This window comes from Streptomyces sp. CA-294286 (assembly GCF_050947155.1).
Taxonomy (GTDB): Bacteria; Actinomycetota; Actinomycetes; order Streptomycetales; family Streptomycetaceae; genus Streptomyces.
In genome coordinates this window covers 1,846,625-1,862,659 of sequence record NZ_CP192005.1, presented here as the reverse complement: position 1 = coordinate 1,862,659, position 16,035 = coordinate 1,846,625, and the positions used below count along the sequence as shown (strand labels likewise).

Annotated in this window: 16 protein-coding genes and 1 pseudogene; 11 read left to right on the top strand and 6 right to left on the bottom strand. The window is 70.7% G+C overall.

The genetic code is table 11. From position 1 onward, the window contains the following. Positions 1 to 99 precede the first annotated feature (99 nt). The 3 genes from ACQPZG_RS12800 to ACQPZG_RS12790 all read left to right on the top strand — a co-directional run bounded on the left by ACQPZG_RS12800 (position 100) and on the right by ACQPZG_RS12790 (position 1,827). Entirely contained in the window at positions 100 to 651 is a 552-nt protein-coding gene (locus ACQPZG_RS12800; RefSeq protein WP_433545928.1) for a hypothetical protein, read from the top strand. A 252-nt stretch (positions 652 to 903) separates the two neighbouring features. Continuing rightward, the gene (locus tag ACQPZG_RS12795) at positions 904 to 1,428 is read left to right on the top strand and encodes a hypothetical protein (protein ID WP_433545927.1); all 525 of its coding nucleotides are present in this window, start codon (positions 904 to 906) and stop codon (positions 1,426 to 1,428) included. 33 nt (positions 1,429 to 1,461) lie between these two features. Next, a complete protein-coding gene (locus ACQPZG_RS12790) occupies positions 1,462 to 1,827 on the top strand; it encodes a hypothetical protein (protein ID WP_433545926.1) in 366 nt (121 codons plus the stop codon). Positions 1,828 to 2,018: 191 nt separating this feature from the next. Here the strand turns inward: ACQPZG_RS12790 and ACQPZG_RS12785 are convergent, their stop codons facing one another. From ACQPZG_RS12785 to ACQPZG_RS12775, 3 genes are all read right to left on the bottom strand, one after another. Continuing rightward, positions 2,019 to 2,831 carry a MerR family transcriptional regulator gene (locus ACQPZG_RS12785; RefSeq protein WP_433549377.1) on the bottom strand — a complete coding sequence of 271 codons (813 nt, stop codon included), beginning with the start codon at positions 2,829 to 2,831 and terminating at the stop codon, positions 2,019 to 2,021. 146 nt (positions 2,832 to 2,977) lie between these two features. Beyond that, complete coding sequence (locus ACQPZG_RS12780) at positions 2,978 to 3,556, bottom strand: GNAT family N-acetyltransferase (RefSeq protein ID WP_433545925.1); 579 nt, start codon at positions 3,554 to 3,556, stop codon at positions 2,978 to 2,980. A gap of 327 nt (positions 3,557 to 3,883) precedes the next feature. Further along, positions 3,884 to 4,522, bottom strand: coding sequence for a hypothetical protein (locus tag ACQPZG_RS12775; protein ID WP_433545924.1), 639 nt, complete (start codon positions 4,520 to 4,522; stop codon positions 3,884 to 3,886). Between the two features lie 95 nt (positions 4,523 to 4,617). On the opposite strand from ACQPZG_RS12775, the gene ACQPZG_RS12770 reads away from it, so the two are divergent. Next, on the top strand, positions 4,618 to 5,232 hold the full coding sequence (locus ACQPZG_RS12770; RefSeq protein WP_433545923.1) for a DUF1707 SHOCT-like domain-containing protein: 615 nt from the start codon (positions 4,618 to 4,620) through the stop codon (positions 5,230 to 5,232). Positions 5,233 to 5,259: 27 nt separating this feature from the next. On the opposite strand, the gene ACQPZG_RS12765 is transcribed toward ACQPZG_RS12770, so the two are convergent. Together ACQPZG_RS12765 and ACQPZG_RS12760 are read right to left on the bottom strand one after the other, a co-directional pair. Beyond that, positions 5,260 to 5,490, bottom strand: a complete 231-nt coding sequence (locus ACQPZG_RS12765) for a DUF4287 domain-containing protein (protein ID WP_433549376.1) — start codon at positions 5,488 to 5,490, stop codon at positions 5,260 to 5,262. A 36-nt stretch (positions 5,491 to 5,526) separates the two neighbouring features. Then, a pseudogene (locus ACQPZG_RS12760) lies at positions 5,527 to 5,886 on the bottom strand (DUF192 domain-containing protein); the annotation flags it as partial. 107 nt (positions 5,887 to 5,993) lie between these two features. Between ACQPZG_RS12760 and ACQPZG_RS12755 the strand changes: the two are divergent. Together ACQPZG_RS12755 and ACQPZG_RS12750 are read left to right on the top strand one after the other, a co-directional pair. Then, a complete protein-coding gene (locus ACQPZG_RS12755; RefSeq protein ID WP_433545922.1) occupies positions 5,994 to 7,133 on the top strand; it encodes a prepilin peptidase in 1,140 nt (379 codons plus the stop codon). A 238-nt stretch (positions 7,134 to 7,371) separates the two neighbouring features. Beyond that, positions 7,372 to 8,481: a chemotaxis protein gene (locus ACQPZG_RS12750; RefSeq protein ID WP_433545921.1), complete on the top strand. Its 1,110-nt coding sequence runs from the start codon at positions 7,372 to 7,374 to the stop codon at positions 8,479 to 8,481. A gap of 475 nt (positions 8,482 to 8,956) precedes the next feature. Here ACQPZG_RS12750 and mgrA read toward each other — a convergent pair whose 3' ends face one another. Next, a complete protein-coding gene (mgrA, locus tag ACQPZG_RS12745) occupies positions 8,957 to 9,997 on the bottom strand; it encodes an L-glyceraldehyde 3-phosphate reductase (protein ID WP_433545920.1) in 1,041 nt (346 codons plus the stop codon). Between the two features lie 164 nt (positions 9,998 to 10,161). Here mgrA and ACQPZG_RS12740 point away from each other — a divergent pair, with 164 nt between their 5' ends. The 5 genes from ACQPZG_RS12740 (at position 10,162) to ACQPZG_RS12720 (ending at position 15,971) form a co-directional block, all read left to right on the top strand. Next, on the top strand, positions 10,162 to 10,923 hold the full coding sequence (locus ACQPZG_RS12740; RefSeq protein WP_185028504.1) for an isoprenyl transferase: 762 nt from the start codon (positions 10,162 to 10,164) through the stop codon (positions 10,921 to 10,923). A 316-nt stretch (positions 10,924 to 11,239) separates the two neighbouring features. Continuing rightward, entirely contained in the window at positions 11,240 to 12,562 is a 1,323-nt protein-coding gene (locus tag ACQPZG_RS12735; protein ID WP_433545919.1) for a PhoH family protein, read from the top strand. A gap of 388 nt (positions 12,563 to 12,950) precedes the next feature. Continuing rightward, entirely contained in the window at positions 12,951 to 13,712 is a 762-nt protein-coding gene (locus tag ACQPZG_RS12730; RefSeq protein ID WP_433549375.1) for a transglycosylase SLT domain-containing protein, read from the top strand. 142 nt (positions 13,713 to 13,854) lie between these two features. Beyond that, positions 13,855 to 15,255 (top strand): AI-2E family transporter, encoded by a 1,401-nt coding sequence (locus tag ACQPZG_RS12725; protein WP_433545918.1) that lies wholly within the window; start codon positions 13,855 to 13,857, stop codon positions 15,253 to 15,255. Then, complete coding sequence (locus ACQPZG_RS12720) at positions 15,252 to 15,971, top strand: hypothetical protein (RefSeq protein WP_433545917.1); 720 nt, start codon at positions 15,252 to 15,254, stop codon at positions 15,969 to 15,971. Before ACQPZG_RS12725 ends, ACQPZG_RS12720 begins: the two co-directional genes overlap by 4 nt. Positions 15,972 to 16,035: the final 64 nt, after the last annotated feature.

Genomic DNA, 16,035 nt, shown 5'->3' with positions numbered 1-16,035 from the left:
CTCGCCCGGGAGCGGCGCGCCGCAGAGGCCGAGGTCCGACGCTCGGGCGGGGGCGGGGGCTGACTAGGATCACCTGGATCACTGATTCCGGGGGAAAACATGTTCATAGCCTCTGTCCGTCGCGCCGCCGTCCTCGGCGTGGCCCTTGCCGCGCTCACCGTGTCCTGCGGACCCACTTCCTCGCCGGGAGGGCCGACGACCGCAGCGCCCCCGGCCGACGCGGCCACGGCAGCGCCGTCCACCGCCGGTTCCCCGTCCGAGGCCCCGAGTGCCGCAGGCGACACGGCGACCGCTGAGGGGGCCGCGCCCGGCGCAGGGGGCGAGGGCACGGGGACGCCCGGACCCGAGCTGGTACGGGACGCCTTCGCCGGCCTCCAGGCGACGCTCAACGACTCGTGCGAGGCGCCGGGCGGCTGCGCGTACTTCCTCGGGCGCGTCAACGAGGAACTCGTGGGCCTGGAAGCCTCGATGAAGGCCGACCCCAAGGGGCCGGGTCACTTCTCCGAACCCCTCGCCTGGCTCAAGGCGCTCGACGCGAAGCTCGGCGGCGACCGCGGGACCGCGAACCTCACGAAGCACAAGACCTCGCTGATCGGCACCCGCGACAAGATCAACACGTGGATGCAGGGACACCCGGACGACTACCGCTGAACACCCCCAACTGAGGAAGATGGGCCGTCAGGGCCACCGCCCACGAGAATTCTTCCCTCAGAAGGCACGGCCGCCGCAAGGTGCAGGTTCAGTCGGTGCACGTGATCTCTTTCACACGTGATCACTCTTCTCCACCCCCGCTCCGGGATGTGAGGGTCCGTGGTGTCATCGCCCTCCCCGACCAGGAGGGCGGACCACGAACTCGCCTCCCTGACCCGGGGGCGAGGTAGCGAACAACAGGGGAAAACTCACGTGCGCAAGACCACCACACGCCGTATATCGCTGGCCGGAATCGCCGCTGTCACCAGCGCCGCCATGCTCGTCACCGTGGCTCCCAACGCCATGGCTGCCGACCACGCCACCCGGGGGGACACCAGCACGGCGGCAGTAGCCTCCGACGTGCAGACGCCGGCGCTCACCGCCGAGCAGCGCCGGTTCATCGAGAACGGGATGGGCCCGGAGGCCCTCGCCGAAATCCAGAAGGGGATGAGCCAGAACCCGTCGGGCGGCATCCAGGCCCGCGCGTTCCCGATCGCCGCCGTCGCCATCGGCGCAGCCGCCTGGTGCGCGCGAGGTGCTCTGGCGAGCATCCCGACCCAGGTCCTCAGTGACATCGCTGCGGGCAAGGCGTCCGGCAAGAAGGCCTACGTCCGAAACGCCATCATCGGCTGCCTCGCCGGTGAAATCGGCGGCGTCGTCTGGAAGTTCCTGCCCGGCTGGGTGAAGGACAAGGCCATCAACATGGTGATCGCCTTCATCATCAAGTACGTCCGGTAGCATCGCCAGGCACGACGAGCTCATGAGGTAAGCATGGCCTACATGTTCATTTTCGGCTGCTTCCTCCTGCTGGGCGTCGTCAGCACACTGGCGGCGCGCGTGGGGTACCGGGGAACCGTCTGCGACAGGTCCGACGGGTACGAGGTCCCCGCCGAGGTGAAGTCCGATCCCGCCCTGCGGAAGCGGGCGAACAGCCTGGTGGCGTTCTGGTGCACCGGGGCCGCGGCGCTCAGTTTCGCTCCTCTGGTACCGATCGGGAGCGTCATCCTGAGCGACGGCGGCAAGTCGGTCTCCACCTGGGGCCTCGCGGTCTTCGCCCTCTACGGGCTGGTCGTGGTGATCGTGGGGGCGTACCCCTTCGAGAAGATCAAGCACCTCGGCGCCTCGGGCCGACGCTGAACGAAGCTGCCCCCAGGACCGGGCCCGGTCCTGGGGGCAGCGCCTTATCACGTGGGCTCGCGCGGAAAGCGAAACCGGCCGGGGGTGCGCGCAGTTGGTGCGAGACCTTTCGGCCTGCCCGTGCGCGTGCCGGTGCCCATACTGGTGCGCGTGCGGGGTCCCGTCCCGTTCTGCCGGCCCGCCCGGTCCGGTCAGGAGCGGGCGATCGGCGCCTGGAGTTCCGTCACCCAGTCGTTCTGGTCCGCCGGGCACTCCAGGCTGATCTCGCGGGGGTGGCCGGCGGAGCGGTGGCCGTGGGCGTCGATCCAGCGGCCCAGGGTCTGCACCGGCGTCAGGATGTCAGCCATCGGCCCCCGGTGCACGATCGTCGCCGCCGACTCCACGGGCGGCAGATCCACGACCCGCAACCTGCCGTCGTCCCGTACGGGAACCGCCACCTGCACGCACGCGTGCACGAGGAGACCGCCCTCGGGGGCGTCCTCGTAGTACGTGACGCCGGGGCCGGACGGGGCGATGCCCGCTTCGTCGAGGACCGCGAAGAGCTCGTCGTACAGCGGCTGGACGACTGCTGCGATCTGGTGGAACCCCGCGGCGAGTCCGCTGAGTTCGGCGACCCGGATGCTCGGCAGGCTCTTCACGACGACATCGTTCGTGGGCATGTGCCCCTCGCTCTCGATCGACCGGAGCCTCGCCTCGACCGACGTCAGCCGGACCGCCGCCGCGGTCATCGCCGCCTCCAGCTCGGCCTGCCGCAGCCGCAGCATGGCGCGCAGTTCCTCGACGGTGACCTTCTCGTCCAGGATCTCCCGGACCTGCGACAGGGTGAAGCCGAGGTCCTTCAGCGCGATGACCCGATTGAGCCGGGCGAGCTGGGCGGCGGTGTAGTGCCGGTAGCCGGTGATGGGGTCGACCCGGGCGGGGTGCAGCAGTCCGGTCGCGTCGTAGTGACGCAGCATCCGGACCGATACGCGCCCGAGCCGGGCGAAGTCTCCGATGGTGAACATGATGTCTCCGAGCTGACCGTCTGACACGGTGTGAGGGTCAAGCCGCCGGGGCAATGTCCTCGGCCAAAGCCGCGCATGGCAGGCCGACGTGGAGTTCTTCCGTCGGTCGGGTTACTGGGTGGGGGCGGGCCGAGGCTCCTTCCCGCTCAGCGCTGTCGGAGCTGTTCCCACTGCGCGCGGGTCAGCTCGTACTCGACCTCTCCCTGCTCCGAGCCCTCGATGGGATCCGGCCACTCCCCGGTGAAGTGCCGCAGGAAGCTCAGGCCGGACTTCTCCATCACCCGCCGGGAGCCGGTGTTCACGGTCATGGTGTTGGCCGTCACCCGCTCCGTGCCGAGGTCCGTGAAACCCTTGTCGATGAGCGCGCGAGAGCCCTCCGTCGCGTAACCACGGCCCCACGAGGCCTTGTTGAGCCGGTAGCCCAGCTCCACGACGGTGGCGTCGTCGTCCGTCAGCGGCCGGAACTCGAACCAGCCGAGGAAGGTCCCCGAGGCCCGCTCCTCGGCCGCCCAGAACCCGCGCTCACCCGTACAGGGATGGGTGTGCAGCAGGCGGGGGAGGGAGCGGGCGCGGAGCGTCTCGCGGGCGGCGGGCTCGCCGCCGTTGATGAAGCGCATGACGCCGGGGTCGTTGTCGAGGGCGACGAGGTGGTCGAGGTCGGCCTCGGTGTCCGTGAAGGGCCGGAGGACGAGGCGGTCGGTCGTCAGGAAAGGCACGGTCTGCATACGGCGATCCTCGCGGGCGCGAAAGGGGAAGGCCAGTGGATTTGGGTGCGGGGGAGGAGCGGGGGCGGGGCGGACTCTTGGGCGTCGCGAGGGCGTCGCACGGGCGGGCGAGAGCGTCGCGCGGGCGTCGCGAGTGGGGGCGTCGCGAGTGGGGGCGTAAGAGTGTCGCAAGTGGGGGCGTATGGGAGTCCCGGGCGTCGCGAGTTGGGTCGTACGGGTGTCGCATGACGTCGCGAATGGGGTCGTAAGGGCGTCACGCGGGGGTGTCACAAGGGCGGCCGGGGATGCCACCGGACCCGTGCCGTTGCCGCCGCGCACGGTGCGGGCCTACTGGGCCCCCGTCAGCGCCGTCTCCACGCGCTTGGCCTGGTCCTCCGCGAAGTGCTCCAGGCCCGCCGCGTCCTTGCTCCGGTACTCCTGGGAGATCGCGACCACCGTCGTCCCGACCCGGAAGTGAAGGACGCGCAGGGCGTTGCTGTCGTCCTCGCCGGACTTCACGTAGGTGTACGCGTTGCCGACCGGAGGCCCGCCCTCCCGGCGGGCATCGTCCGCGAGCTTGGTCTGCCGGGTGTACCCGGTGACCGCCGCGTCCTTGCTGCCGTACGCCTTGACGCTCGTACCGACCAGTGCACCCGAGCCGTCCGTGTAGTTGCCGACGCCCTCGAAGGTCAGGCCCTCGCACGGGCCCTCGCAGGTGGCGGGCTGTGCGGTGATGCCCCCGTTGTCGCCCTCGGCGTCCTCCGTCCAGCCCGCGGGCAGGTCCTCGCCGCGGAGCAGGACGGCGGCGAGGGCCTTGGCGTCCTTGAACGACGCGGCGGGGTCGGGGAGGTGGGGCTGTTCCGAGTGGAGCGGGCTGCCGTTCTTGCCGTCCTCCGTGCCCGACTCGGCGGATGTGCCGCTGCATGCCGAAACCGTCAGCAGAAGGGCTGCCGTCGCCGCGCCCACCCAGATTCGTCGGGAGCCCATCACACGTACCTCTTCATCTCTGCCTCACTTGCGTACAACGGGCAACCTACACAGGTGGCGGCCACCCCGTGCGACGGCTTCGTATCATCAGACGCATGACTGCCGAGTCCGCTCATCCCCCCGCGCGTCGCCGTCCGTTGCGCGCATCCGACGCCGACCGCGACGCCACGGTCGAACTGCTGAGGGAAGCGGCTGCCGAGGGCCGGCTCGACCTCGACGAACTGGACGAGCGGCTGGAAGCGGCCCTCACCGCGAAGACCGTCGCCGAACTCGGACCGCTCACCGAGGACCTGGTGCCGGACGGGCCGCCGGGCGCCGCCCTGGCAGCGGCCGACCCGCTGGTCCTCAAGGGGGGCGTCCACGGCGTCTCGCGGGTCGGCGGCTGGAACGTCCCGCCGAAGATCGTCGCGCGCGGCGGCATGGGCGGCGTCAAGCTCGACTTCACCCGCACCCGCGTGCGGCTGGCCGAGGTCGAGATCGAGGTGTACGGAGAGATGGCCGGGGTCACCGTCGTCGTCCCCGAGGGCTGGGCCGTGGACAGCGACGGCGTCGATCCGGGCCTGGGCGGCATGCGGAACAAGGTCACGGGAGAACGCCGCCCGGGCACCCCCTTGATCCGGCTCGTCGGCGCGGGCGGCGCGGCAGGCGTGACCGCACGCCACCCGGGCCCCTGGGAACGACGGAAGTTGCGCAAGCAGCTGGGCGGTTGAGGGCGGTCGACGCTTCGGGCACCCGGTCTACTTGGCCCTGTCCTCCGCCAACGTGTGCGCCACCAGGGCATTCGCGTGCCCGTGGCCCACACCGTGCTCGGACTTGAGCCACGCGACCAGGTCCATGTGCTTGGTCAGTGGCGAGCTGCGGACCATGTCCTGCCACTCGGTGACGGGGCGGCCGTACTTCGCCTCGATGGACGGGAAGTAGCTGGCGGGGCCCTTGACGGCCGGCTTGGCGGCTGTGTTCTCAGTCATGGACGCATCTTGGCAGCCGCCACTGACAACGCCGCCCGGAACGGGGTCGATCCGCACCCGCATCCCCGGCCGCACACCCCACCGGGTCAACGCCCCCGCCTCCGCCTCCAGCACGTGTCGCGCCCGCAACCGCGGCCTGCCCAGCCGCCCCGTGCGCATCGTACGTACCGCCAGTACGCGCAAGTCGCGGTCCAGATAGGCGACTTCGAGCGGAAAGCTCATCCCGAACGTGTGAATGCTGTGCGCCGGAGTCAGCAGCATCGCCCCGTCGATGCCGGAACGCCCGAGAAGGCCGCGTGCGCGGGCGCGACGAGTGGCCGCGATCTCCAGGGGGACGGGCGACGTGTCGGCCCCTACGCGCAGGATTCCGGGAGCCGGGACTTCGGGCGGGCGCATGGCGGCAGCGTAGGGGCGCACGGACGCGGGGCCAAGTGGGCGCGGGGCAGGCGGTCATGGGTCCACGGGCCCATGACCGCCGCCGCCTTCCGGCCTAGGGTTGACGCGTGTCCGTCACCGTCGCCCTGACCTCGGCCGCCGTCCTCTGGGGGGCCGCCGCGGGGCTCCTCGTGCCGCGCGCCGCCCACCGGCTCTCCGTCGAACCCGACGAACCCTGGCGCGCCGCCTGCCCGGCCGGGCACCCCTTCACCGGCCCCGCCGGAGGCTGGGTGGGCACCGTGCGCTGCGTGGACTGCGCGGGGGCGACGAGGGTGGCGGCGGGGCGCGGGCGAACGTCGCCGGACCCCGTTCCGCCCGGCCACCGGAAGGGCCCCCGCCCGCCCGACGCCGCACCCGGCCCCCTCCCGCCGACCGGCCGACCCGGCCCCCGTCCGCCCGTCGGCCCGCCCGAGGTCCCGGCGGGCGCCGTCCCGCCCGATGCCCCGCACGGCATCCGGAATGGGTCGCTCCCGCCCGGCCCCCGGACCGGGTTCGTTGCGCCTGACGCCGCCCCTCCCGGCTCCGTCCCGCCCGGGGCCCTTCCTGGCTCCGTCCCGCGCGCCGCCCCGCCCGGTGCCGTCCCGCCCCACGCCTCGCACGGTTCCCTCCCGTCCGACGCCCCGCTGGGCCCCCGCCCGCCCGCCGCCCCCTACCGTCCCCCGTACGGGAAGACCCTCCGCTTCGTGCTGCTCGGGGGCGTCCTCTGCGGTGCCCTCGCCTTCGCCACCGGCCCCCGCCCCGAGCTGGCCGTGTGGCTGCTGCTCGTGCCCTTCGCGGTGCTCCTCGCCGTCGTCGACCGGCGCGTACACCGGCTGCCGGACGTACTGACGCTGCCGCTGGCAGGCGCGGCGACTGGTTTACTGGGGCTGGCCGAGCTGCTGCCGGGCGACGACGGGTCCTGGTTCGGCGCGCTGCTCGGAGGGGCGGGCCTCGGCGCGACGTACTTCGTCCTGTTCCTCATCAATCCGGCCGGCATGGGCTTCGGCGACGTGAAGCTCGCGCTGGGCATCGGGACGGTGCTCGGCTGGTACGGCTGGTCCGTCCTCTTCGTCGGGGCGATGGCCGGCTTCGTCCTCGGGGCGCTGTACGGGCTCGGGCTCATCCTCATGCGGCGCGGCGGGCGCAGGACGGCGATCCCGTTCGGGCCGTTCATGCTCGCCGGGGCGTGGGCCGGACTGCTGCTGGGGGGCCTCGCGGCGGCCGGCTGAAAAGTCGGCGGAGAACCCGGGGGAACGCGTACGGCGATAGCCTCGGCGAGGGGGCGAACCGCAGCCATTCGTGAGAAATTGCGAAGGAGGGTCGGCCCCGGGGCGTCGGCGGGCGGCCTCGGCTGCCGTACACGCGCCGTGTGCGCCGTACGCGTCGAGCCCGCCGCACCCGCTGTCGCGCCCCTCTTCCACGACCATCCCGAGAGCCCCCGAGTTCCACCGAGTGGAGTGAGAGTTCATGACTGACGAGGACGAGTCGGACCTGCTCGCCGAACTGCGCCGCCCCCGCCCCTACCCGGCGGTCTCCGTCACCCTCCCCACCCACCGCCACCGGCCGGAGAACCAGCAGGACCACATCCGGCTGCGCAACCTCCTCGGAGAGGCCGAGAAGCGCCTGGCCGACGATCCGAAGGTGAGCCGCGAGCAGGCCACCGCCGTCGTGCGGCAGCTGACCGAGGCCGTCGACGAGCTGGATCCGGAGCACTTCCTGGAGGGGCTCGTACTGTTCGCCGCCGCCGACGAGGCCCGTACGTACCTGGTCGGCGCGGAGGTGCCCGAGCGCATCGTGATCGGCGACTCGTACCTGACCCGCAACCTGGTGGCCGCCTCCGCGCGGCAGATCCCGTACCTCGCGCTGATCCTCAGCACCGGAGAAGTGCGGCTGTGGCACGGCGTCGGGTACGAACTGCACGAACTCGACCACGAGGAGGCCGGATTCCCGGTCGTCTCCTCCGGGGCGGAACGTGACGGCGCGCCCACCAGGAACGGCGACCACGCCGCCGAGCAGGACTTCCGCAACATGCTCGCCGAAGCCGACCGCAAGCTGACCCCGCTGCTCCAGGAAGCGGCGCTTCCCGTGGTGCTCGTCGGGCTGCGGCAGCACATCGCCACCTTCCGCGAGCTGTCCCGGCACGGCGCGGTGCTGGCGACGGACCTGGAGGTGGGCGGGCTGCTCCAGACCACCCCGGCCGAACTCGTCGAACAGCTCGCCCCCGCGCGGACCGCGCTCGCCGCCGCCGACGCCGAGGAGGCGCTGAAGGCTCTGGACGCGGCGCGCAGCGGGCGCCGGTACTCCGCAGGCGTCCAGGACTGCTGGCAGACGGCCCGGGAGGGACGCATCGGGCACCTGGTGGTGGAGGAGACGTTCCGGGTCACCGCGCGGCCGGAAGAGGTCGAAGGGGCTCCACGGGCCTCCCTGGCGCTGACCGACCCCGGGGCCGAAGGGGCCGAGGACGACATCGTGGACTCACTGGTCGAGCTGGTGCTGGAGGCGGACGGCGACGTGACGTTCGTGCCGGAGGGAGCGTTGGGCGAAGCCGAGGGGATCGCGGCGGCCCTGCGCTACTGAGGCGGGCGCGGGAACGGCCCGGCGCGCACCCGGACCGTCCGGCACGCGTACCGCGGTCGCCGGGCACGCGCACCGGGGCCGGCGGACGCGCCAGCCGCGGTCACCGGGCAGGGGAACCGCGGGCCACCGGGCACGCGTGCCGCCGTCACCGGGCACGCGTGCCGGGCCCGGCGGGCACGGGTGCCGTAGTCGGCGGGCAGGGAGCGGAAATCCCCGAGCAGGCGCAGAAACGTCAATCCCGCGACGTTCGCAACACCCCCGACGGGTGGAAGTCCGACGGCCCTCCCGCGAGGCCGAAAAGTGCCCCGATGCCAGCTGCCCCAAGGGATTCCGCCCCTTGCGGGGTGCACACCGGCAACTCCGGAGAGTAATTATTCGGCGTCCTGGTGCACAGCATCACTTACGAAGGGTTATGGTGGAAACCCCCCCTCGGGCCGGTCCGTATCCCCCCCACGGACCGGCCCGTTTTTTTGTCTCAGCCCCGGTCGGCCCAGATGTTCGTGCCGGGCGTGGAGACGGCGAAGGAGTCGATCTCCTTCAGCTCCGCCTCCGTGAGAGCCGGAGTCCCGAGCGCCGCCACGTTCTCCTCCAGCTGCTTCACGCTGGACGCCCCGATGAGCGCCGACGTCATCCGCTCGTCCCGCAGCACCCACGACAGCGCGAGCTGGGCGAGGGACTGACCGCGCCGTGAGGCGATGTCGTTCAGGCCGTTGAGACGGCGCAGGACCTCGTCGCTCAGCAGATCCGGGTCCAGCGACTTGCCCTGGGTGGCCCGAGAGCCCTCCGGAATGCCCTTCAGGTACTTGTTCGTCAGCAGCCCCTGCGCCAGCGGCACGAACGAGATGCAGCCCATGCCCGCCTCCTCCAGGGTGTCGAGCAGGCCGTCGTCCTCCGTCCAGCGGTTGATCATCGAGTACGAGGGCTGGTGGATGAGCGGGCGCACCCCCATCTCGCGGAGCAGCCGTGCGGCCTCGGCCGTCTGCTCGCTGTTGTACGACGAGACGCCCACGTACAGCGCCTTGCCCTGCTGGACGGCCGATGCAAGCGCTCCCATGGTCTCCTCAAGAGGAGTGTCCGGGTCGAAGCGGTGCGAGTAGAAGATGTCGACGTAGTCCAGACCCATGCGGTTCAGCGACGCGTCCAGTGAGGACAGCAGGTACTTGCGGGAGCCCCACTCGCCGTACGGGCCGGGGTGCATCCCGTAACCCGCCTTCGTCGAGACGAGCAACTCGTCGCGGTACGGGGCGAAGTCCTGCGCGAAGACCTTGCCGAAGTTCGACTCCGCCGAGCCGGCCGGCGGGCCGTAGTTGTTCGCCAGGTCGAAGTGGGTCACGCCCAGGTCGAAGGCGCGGCGCAGGATGGCACGCTGCGAGTCGAGGCTGCGGTCGTCGCCGAAGTTGTGCCACAGGCCCAGCGAGACGGCCGGGAGCTTGAGACCGCTGCGGCCGGAGCGCCGGTACTCCATCGTGTCGTAGCGGTCGTCGGATGCGCGGTAGTGCAGAGAGTCGTCAGTCACGATCACCTCCCTATCACGTACGTACTTGTGACAGACCGGGTTGGGCCGCCGGGACCCGCGCGCAGTAATGTGACGCGCTCGGGCCCCCGGAAGACAGCACCGGAGCACATGCCGGCCGACCCCCAGAGGTCCGGGCGCCCGGGAAGACGAGAGGGTGGAACGCTGTGAACCTGCGCGACCTGGTGTATCGGCTGTACGCACGCCGCGTGGAAGGCCGCCTCGACCACGCCCAGGTGCCCAAGCACATCGGCGTCATCCTCGACGGCAACAGACGATGGGCGAAGGCCGCCGGCGGCACCACCGAGCAGGGGCACAAGGCCGGCGCGAGCAAGATCCAGGAACTCCTCGGCTGGTGCGCGGAGACGGACGTCGAGGTCGTCACCCTGTGGATGCTCTCCACCGAGAACCTCGACCGGCCCGAGGCCGAACTCACTCCGTTGCTCTCCATCATCGAGGGCGCCGTCAAGGCACTCGCCGCCGACGGCCGCTGGCGGGTCCACCACGTCGGCACGATGGACATCCTCCCCGCCCGAACGCAGGGTGTACTGAAGGAGGCCGAGCAGTCGACGGCGGACAACAAGGGAATACTGGTCAACGTCGCCGTGGGCTACGGCGGTCGCCAGGAGATCGCCGACGCCGTCCGCTCGCTGCTCCTCGAACACGCCGACAAGGGCACCTCCTTCGAGGAACTCGCCGAGATCGTCGACGTCGAGCACATCTCGGAACACCTCTACACCCGCGGCCAGCCCGACCCGGATCTCGTCATCCGCACCAGCGGTGAGCAGCGGTTGTCCGGTTTCATGCTGTGGCAGAGCGCCCATTCGGAGTACTACTTCTGCGAAGTGTTCTGGCCCGCCTTCCGCAAGGTCGACTTCCTGCGCGCCCTGCGCGACTACGCGGCCAGGCACCGCCGCTACGGTTCCTGACCGCCGCCCGTACCCCTTCGGCGTACCGAACATGCGTGAAGAGACGTCATATGCCTTGGCCATGACCAGGCATGGCCGCGCGTGTTCGAGGGAATACCCCCTCCAGGTCGGCGTCCGGTCCACGGACGCCGCATCTCAGCGGACGGCTCGATGCCGCCCGCCCGGGAGGCCCTTTGCACCAGGACGACCACGCCAGAGATGACGCGGTAGTGGTGGCAAGGGCCGGTCACCGGCCCGCGCAGAGCGGCCGGAACCGGTCCCTTCCGCCCGCGACGTCGTCGCACCCCGACCTCAGTCCGAGGGGGTACGTCCTTCCGTGGTGAACAGCTCTAAGCGCCGCCTTCCCGACAGGCGCACCTACGTTCTCGACACCAGCGTCCTGCTGGCCGACCCCAGCTCGATGACCCGCTTCGAAGAGCACGAAGTCGTGCTCCCGATCGTCGTCATCACCGAGCTGGAGGCCAAGCGGCACCACCCGGAACTCGGTTACTTCGCCCGGCAGGCCCTGCGCATGCTGGACGACTACCGCATCCGGTTCGGCCGTCTCGACGCCCCGATCCCGATCGGGGACCTCGGCGGTTCGCTGCGCGTCGAACTCAACCACTCCGATCCCGGCGTCCTTCCCGCCGGCTACCGGTTGGGGGACAACGACTCACGGATCCTCGCCGTCGCACGCAACCTCCAGGCCGAGGGGTTCGACGTCACCGTCGTCTCCAAGGACCTCCCTCTGCGCATCAAAGCCTCCTCGGTGGGCCTGCTCGCCGAGGAGTACCGGGCAGAACTGGCCATCACCGACTCCGGCTGGACCGGAATGGCCGAACTGACCCTCGAAGCCGACCAGGTGGACCTCCTCTTCACCGAGGAACGGCTCTACGTGCCCGAGGCCGCCGACCTCCCCGTCCACACCGGCCTGGTCGTCTCCTCGGAGCGCGGCAAGGCCCTGGCACGGGTCACCCCGGACGGACAGGTCCGTCTCGTACGGGGCGACAGGGGCGCGTTCGGCATCCACGGCCGCAGCGCCGAGCAGCGCATCGCGCTCGACCTGCTGCTCGACCCCGAGGTCGGCATCGTCTCCCTGGGCGGACGGGCCGGCACCGGAAAGTCCGCACTGGCCCTGTGCGCGGGCCTGGAAGCCGTACTGGAGCGGCAGGAGCACAAGAAGGTGATGGTCTTCCGGCCGCTGTACGCGGTCGGCGGCCAGGAACTCGGCTACCTCCCCGGCTCCGAGTCCGAGAAGATGTCCCCCTGGGCGCAGGCCGTCTTCGACACCCTCTCGGCCGTCGCCGGCAAGGAAGTCATCGAAGAGGTACTGGGACGCGGCATGCTGGAGGTCCTGCCGCTCACCCACATCCGGGGACGCTCGCTGCACGACGCGTTCGTCATCGTCGACGAGGCCCAATCCCTGGAACGGAACGTCCTGCTGACGGTCCTGTCCAGGATCGGGGCGAACTCACGGGTGGTCCTCACCCATGACGTCGCCCAGCGCGACAACCTCCGGGTCGGCCGGTACGACGGGGTGGTCGCCGTCGTCGAGAAGCTGAAGGGACACCCGCTGTTCGCCCACGTCACCCTCACCAGGTCCGAGCGCTCGCAGATCGCCGCCCTCGTGACCGAAATGCTGGAGGACGGCCAGATCTGACCGAAAAGGCATGAACCGCACGTATGTTGCGCCGCCCGGCCGGACTCGCGAGAAGCGCGAGATCCTAGCCGGGCGGTGTCACGCGGCGCGAGTACTTCCCCGAAACAACAGCCACAGAATCGATGTGACGTTTCACACGCAACCAAGAATTGATTACCGGCATGCCCTTCCGGCAGAGTCTTGCTTCCGTCAGGCCCCGCATACGGCACACCCGCACCTCCAGAGGTGCAACACCACCTAATTCAACAGATCGCGCCGTATGCCGCCCGAGTAACACGGAGCACTCCCACGGGAGTTGCCCACCGGGTCCGCGCCTCCCGTGACGTACCAAAAGGGAGTGCCAGCGCCAGGGGTGCGATTGCGTCCGCGAGGGTCACCGGTTCGGACGCTGCTGGAAGGAAACCGTGTGAGCCGGATCTCGGTTCGGGGATTCGCAGTGGCCTCCGCCACCGCAGTCACCACAGTCGGCGCCGTCGTGGGCGTCGCATCGGGCGACCCGCAGTCGTCGAGCGACAACAACTTCGAGGCAGCCGCCGCCGACACGACTCTCCTCGCGGAAATCCCCGCCGGCCAGCACGCGCAGGTGGCGACCGCCTCCCTCGCGCAGCAGGCCGACGTCCAGGCCGCCGCCGTCGACGAGGCCGCGAAGAAGAGCGCCGAGGAAGCAGCCCGCATCCAGGCCGCCTCCGACGCCAAGGCCAAGAAGGAAGCGGCCGACAAGAAGGCCGCCGACGAGAAGGCGGCCAAGGAGAAGGCCGAAAAGGCGGAGAAGGAAGCCAAGGAACGCAAGGAGCAGGGCGAGGTCGCCTCCCGCTCGGCATCCCGCGACGCCTCCTCCTTCGCACCGCAGACCTCCTACACCGTCGCCGAGGTCAAGGCGATCGCCCGCCAGATCGTCCCGGCCGGTCAGTTCCAGTGCTTCAGCACCATCGTGAACCACGAGTCCACGTGGAACTACAAGGCAGTGAACCCCTCCTCGGGCGCCTACGGCCTCGTCCAGTCCAACCCGGGATCCAAGATGGCCTCGGTCGCCGCCGACTGGCGGACCAACCCGGCCACCCAGATCCAGTGGGGGCTCAACTACATGAACGAGCGCTACGGCAGCCCCTGTGAGGCATGGGACTTCTGGCAGGACAACCGCTGGTACTGACAGCGGCGAACGCGGGTACTCGCTCACCCGGGCACTCAACTCCGCGGAGCCCCCCACCGTCCTACGGTGGGGGGCTCCGCACGTGTACGGTCGGGTCCGACCAAAATCGCCGAGGGGCGTCGGGGTGGGAAGAGGAAACATCATGTCGAAGACGCCTGGATGGCTCGGCGGGCTCGGGTCACGGCTGACCCACATGGGAGACCGGCTGGAGGAGCGCCGCGCCGAGGCCGACGCCGACCCGGACGCGGTCGCCGTCCCGGAGAACGGCGTGCCCGACCACCACGACCTCGACCACGTCCCGCCGCCACCGGACTACGCCCCCGCCGTCCGCGCCAGACCCGAACCCGCCGACGCCGTCCCCTGGGGCATGCGCGTCGCGGCCGAAGCCGGCTGGCGACTGCTGGTCCTCGCGGGCACCATCTGGGTACTCGGCCAGATCATCAACCAGGTCCAACTGGTCGCCTTCGCCTTCATGGGCGCCCTCCTGCTCACCGCACTGCTCCAGCCCACCGTGGCCGCGCTGAAGAGGATGGGGCTGCCACGGGGACTGGCCACCGCGCTCACCGCGATCCTCGGCTTCGTCGTGATCGGCCTGATCGGCTGGTTCGTGGTCTGGCAGGTCATGGACAACGCCGAAGACCTCTCGGCGCAGGTCCAACAGGGCCTCCAGGACCTACGGACCTGGCTGCTGAACAGCCCGTTCCACGTCACCGAGCAGCAGATCAACGACATCACCAAGAACCTCAGCGACGCCATCGGCACCAACACCCAGGAGATCACCACCGCGGGACTCCAGGGCGTCACCGTCATCGTCGAGATGATGACCGGAATGCTGCTCGCGATGTTCTCCACCCTCTTCCTGCTGTACGACGGCAAGCGCATCTGGGAGTGGACGCTCAGGCTGGTCCCCACCCAGGCCCGTCCCGGCATGGCGGGCGCCGGCCCGCGCGCCTGGCGCACCCTCACCGCGTACGTGCGCGGCACGGTGATCGTCGCCCTGATCGACGCCATCTTCATCGGGCTCGGCCTGCACTTCCTCGACGTGCCGATGGCGGTGCCGCTCGCCGTCCTGATCTTCCTTTTCGCGTTCATCCCGCTGGTCGGCGCGGTCATCTCCGGCGCACTGGCGGTCGTCGTCGCGATCGTCACCAACGGGCCGTTCATCGCCCTGATGGTGCTGATCGTCGTCCTCGCCGTGCAGCAGATCGAGGGTCACATCCTCCAGCCGTTCATCCTGGGCCGGGCGGTACGGGTGCACCCGCTCGCCGTCGTCCTCTCGGTCGCGGCGGGCGGCCTCGTCGCCGGGATCGGCGGAGCGGTGGTCGCGGTGCCGATAGTCGCCGTCCTCAACACCGCCATCGGCTACCTGCGCTCGTACGCCAAGGAGAGCGCGCTGCGGGCCGCGCCGAAACCCCACGGGGCGACGGCGATCGACGTGGCCCCGACACCGGCGCCGACACCGGCCCCGACACCGGCCCCGCCACCGGGCGCGGCGGCCCCGGCACCGCCCTCCCCGGGCACGCCGGACGGCGACGCCCGGTGATATCCGAACCCGAACTGGTCGGCGGCGCGGACGCGACGCCGCTCGAAACCCTTCACTCGGGCGGCGAGCGCGCACCGCGCACCCAGGAGCGGCCGCGCCGGCCCTGGCTGTGGGCGGCCGGCGGGGCCGTGCTCGCGTCGGCGCTGTGGGCGGGCGGGCTGCACGCCTTCGGACAGGACGACGAGGGGCCCGACCAGCGGGGCTACCGGATCACGGCGGAAACGTGCGAGAAGGCGCCGCTGAGCGCGCTCACCGAACGGTTCGGCGCACGGGACCGGTCCGCCGACAGCTCCGAGCGGTTCGAGGACCCCGCCTACGACCGGTCGGTCTGCCAGATGGGCCTGAAGTCGACCGACCAGCACACCGAGGGCTGGCCCACCGTCTATCGGGCCGGTCTCGTCATCGAGCAGCACCGCAGGACCGACCCGGGGCCGGAGCTGGAGGCCCGGCTCAACGCCGGCGAGTACGGCACCGAACCGGAGGTGACGCCGGTGGAGGGGCTGGGCGACCGGGCCTTCCATCTGGCGTTCACGGAGGAGTACTACGTCCGGGACGACAGGCAACTGGTGGTGCAGGACGGAGGCATCGTTCTCGTCCTCTCGGTCGACGGCAGCGTCGAATACGAGGGCGAGAGAGGGGTCGCGCCCAGCTACGCCGGTGTGCCGGAACTCCTGGAGAGCGACATGCGTGAGCTGATGACGCTGCTCAAGAAGTAGCGGGCACACGCGAAGGGGCCCACCGGCTGATCGAACGCCGATGGGCCCCTTCACACGTACGCGT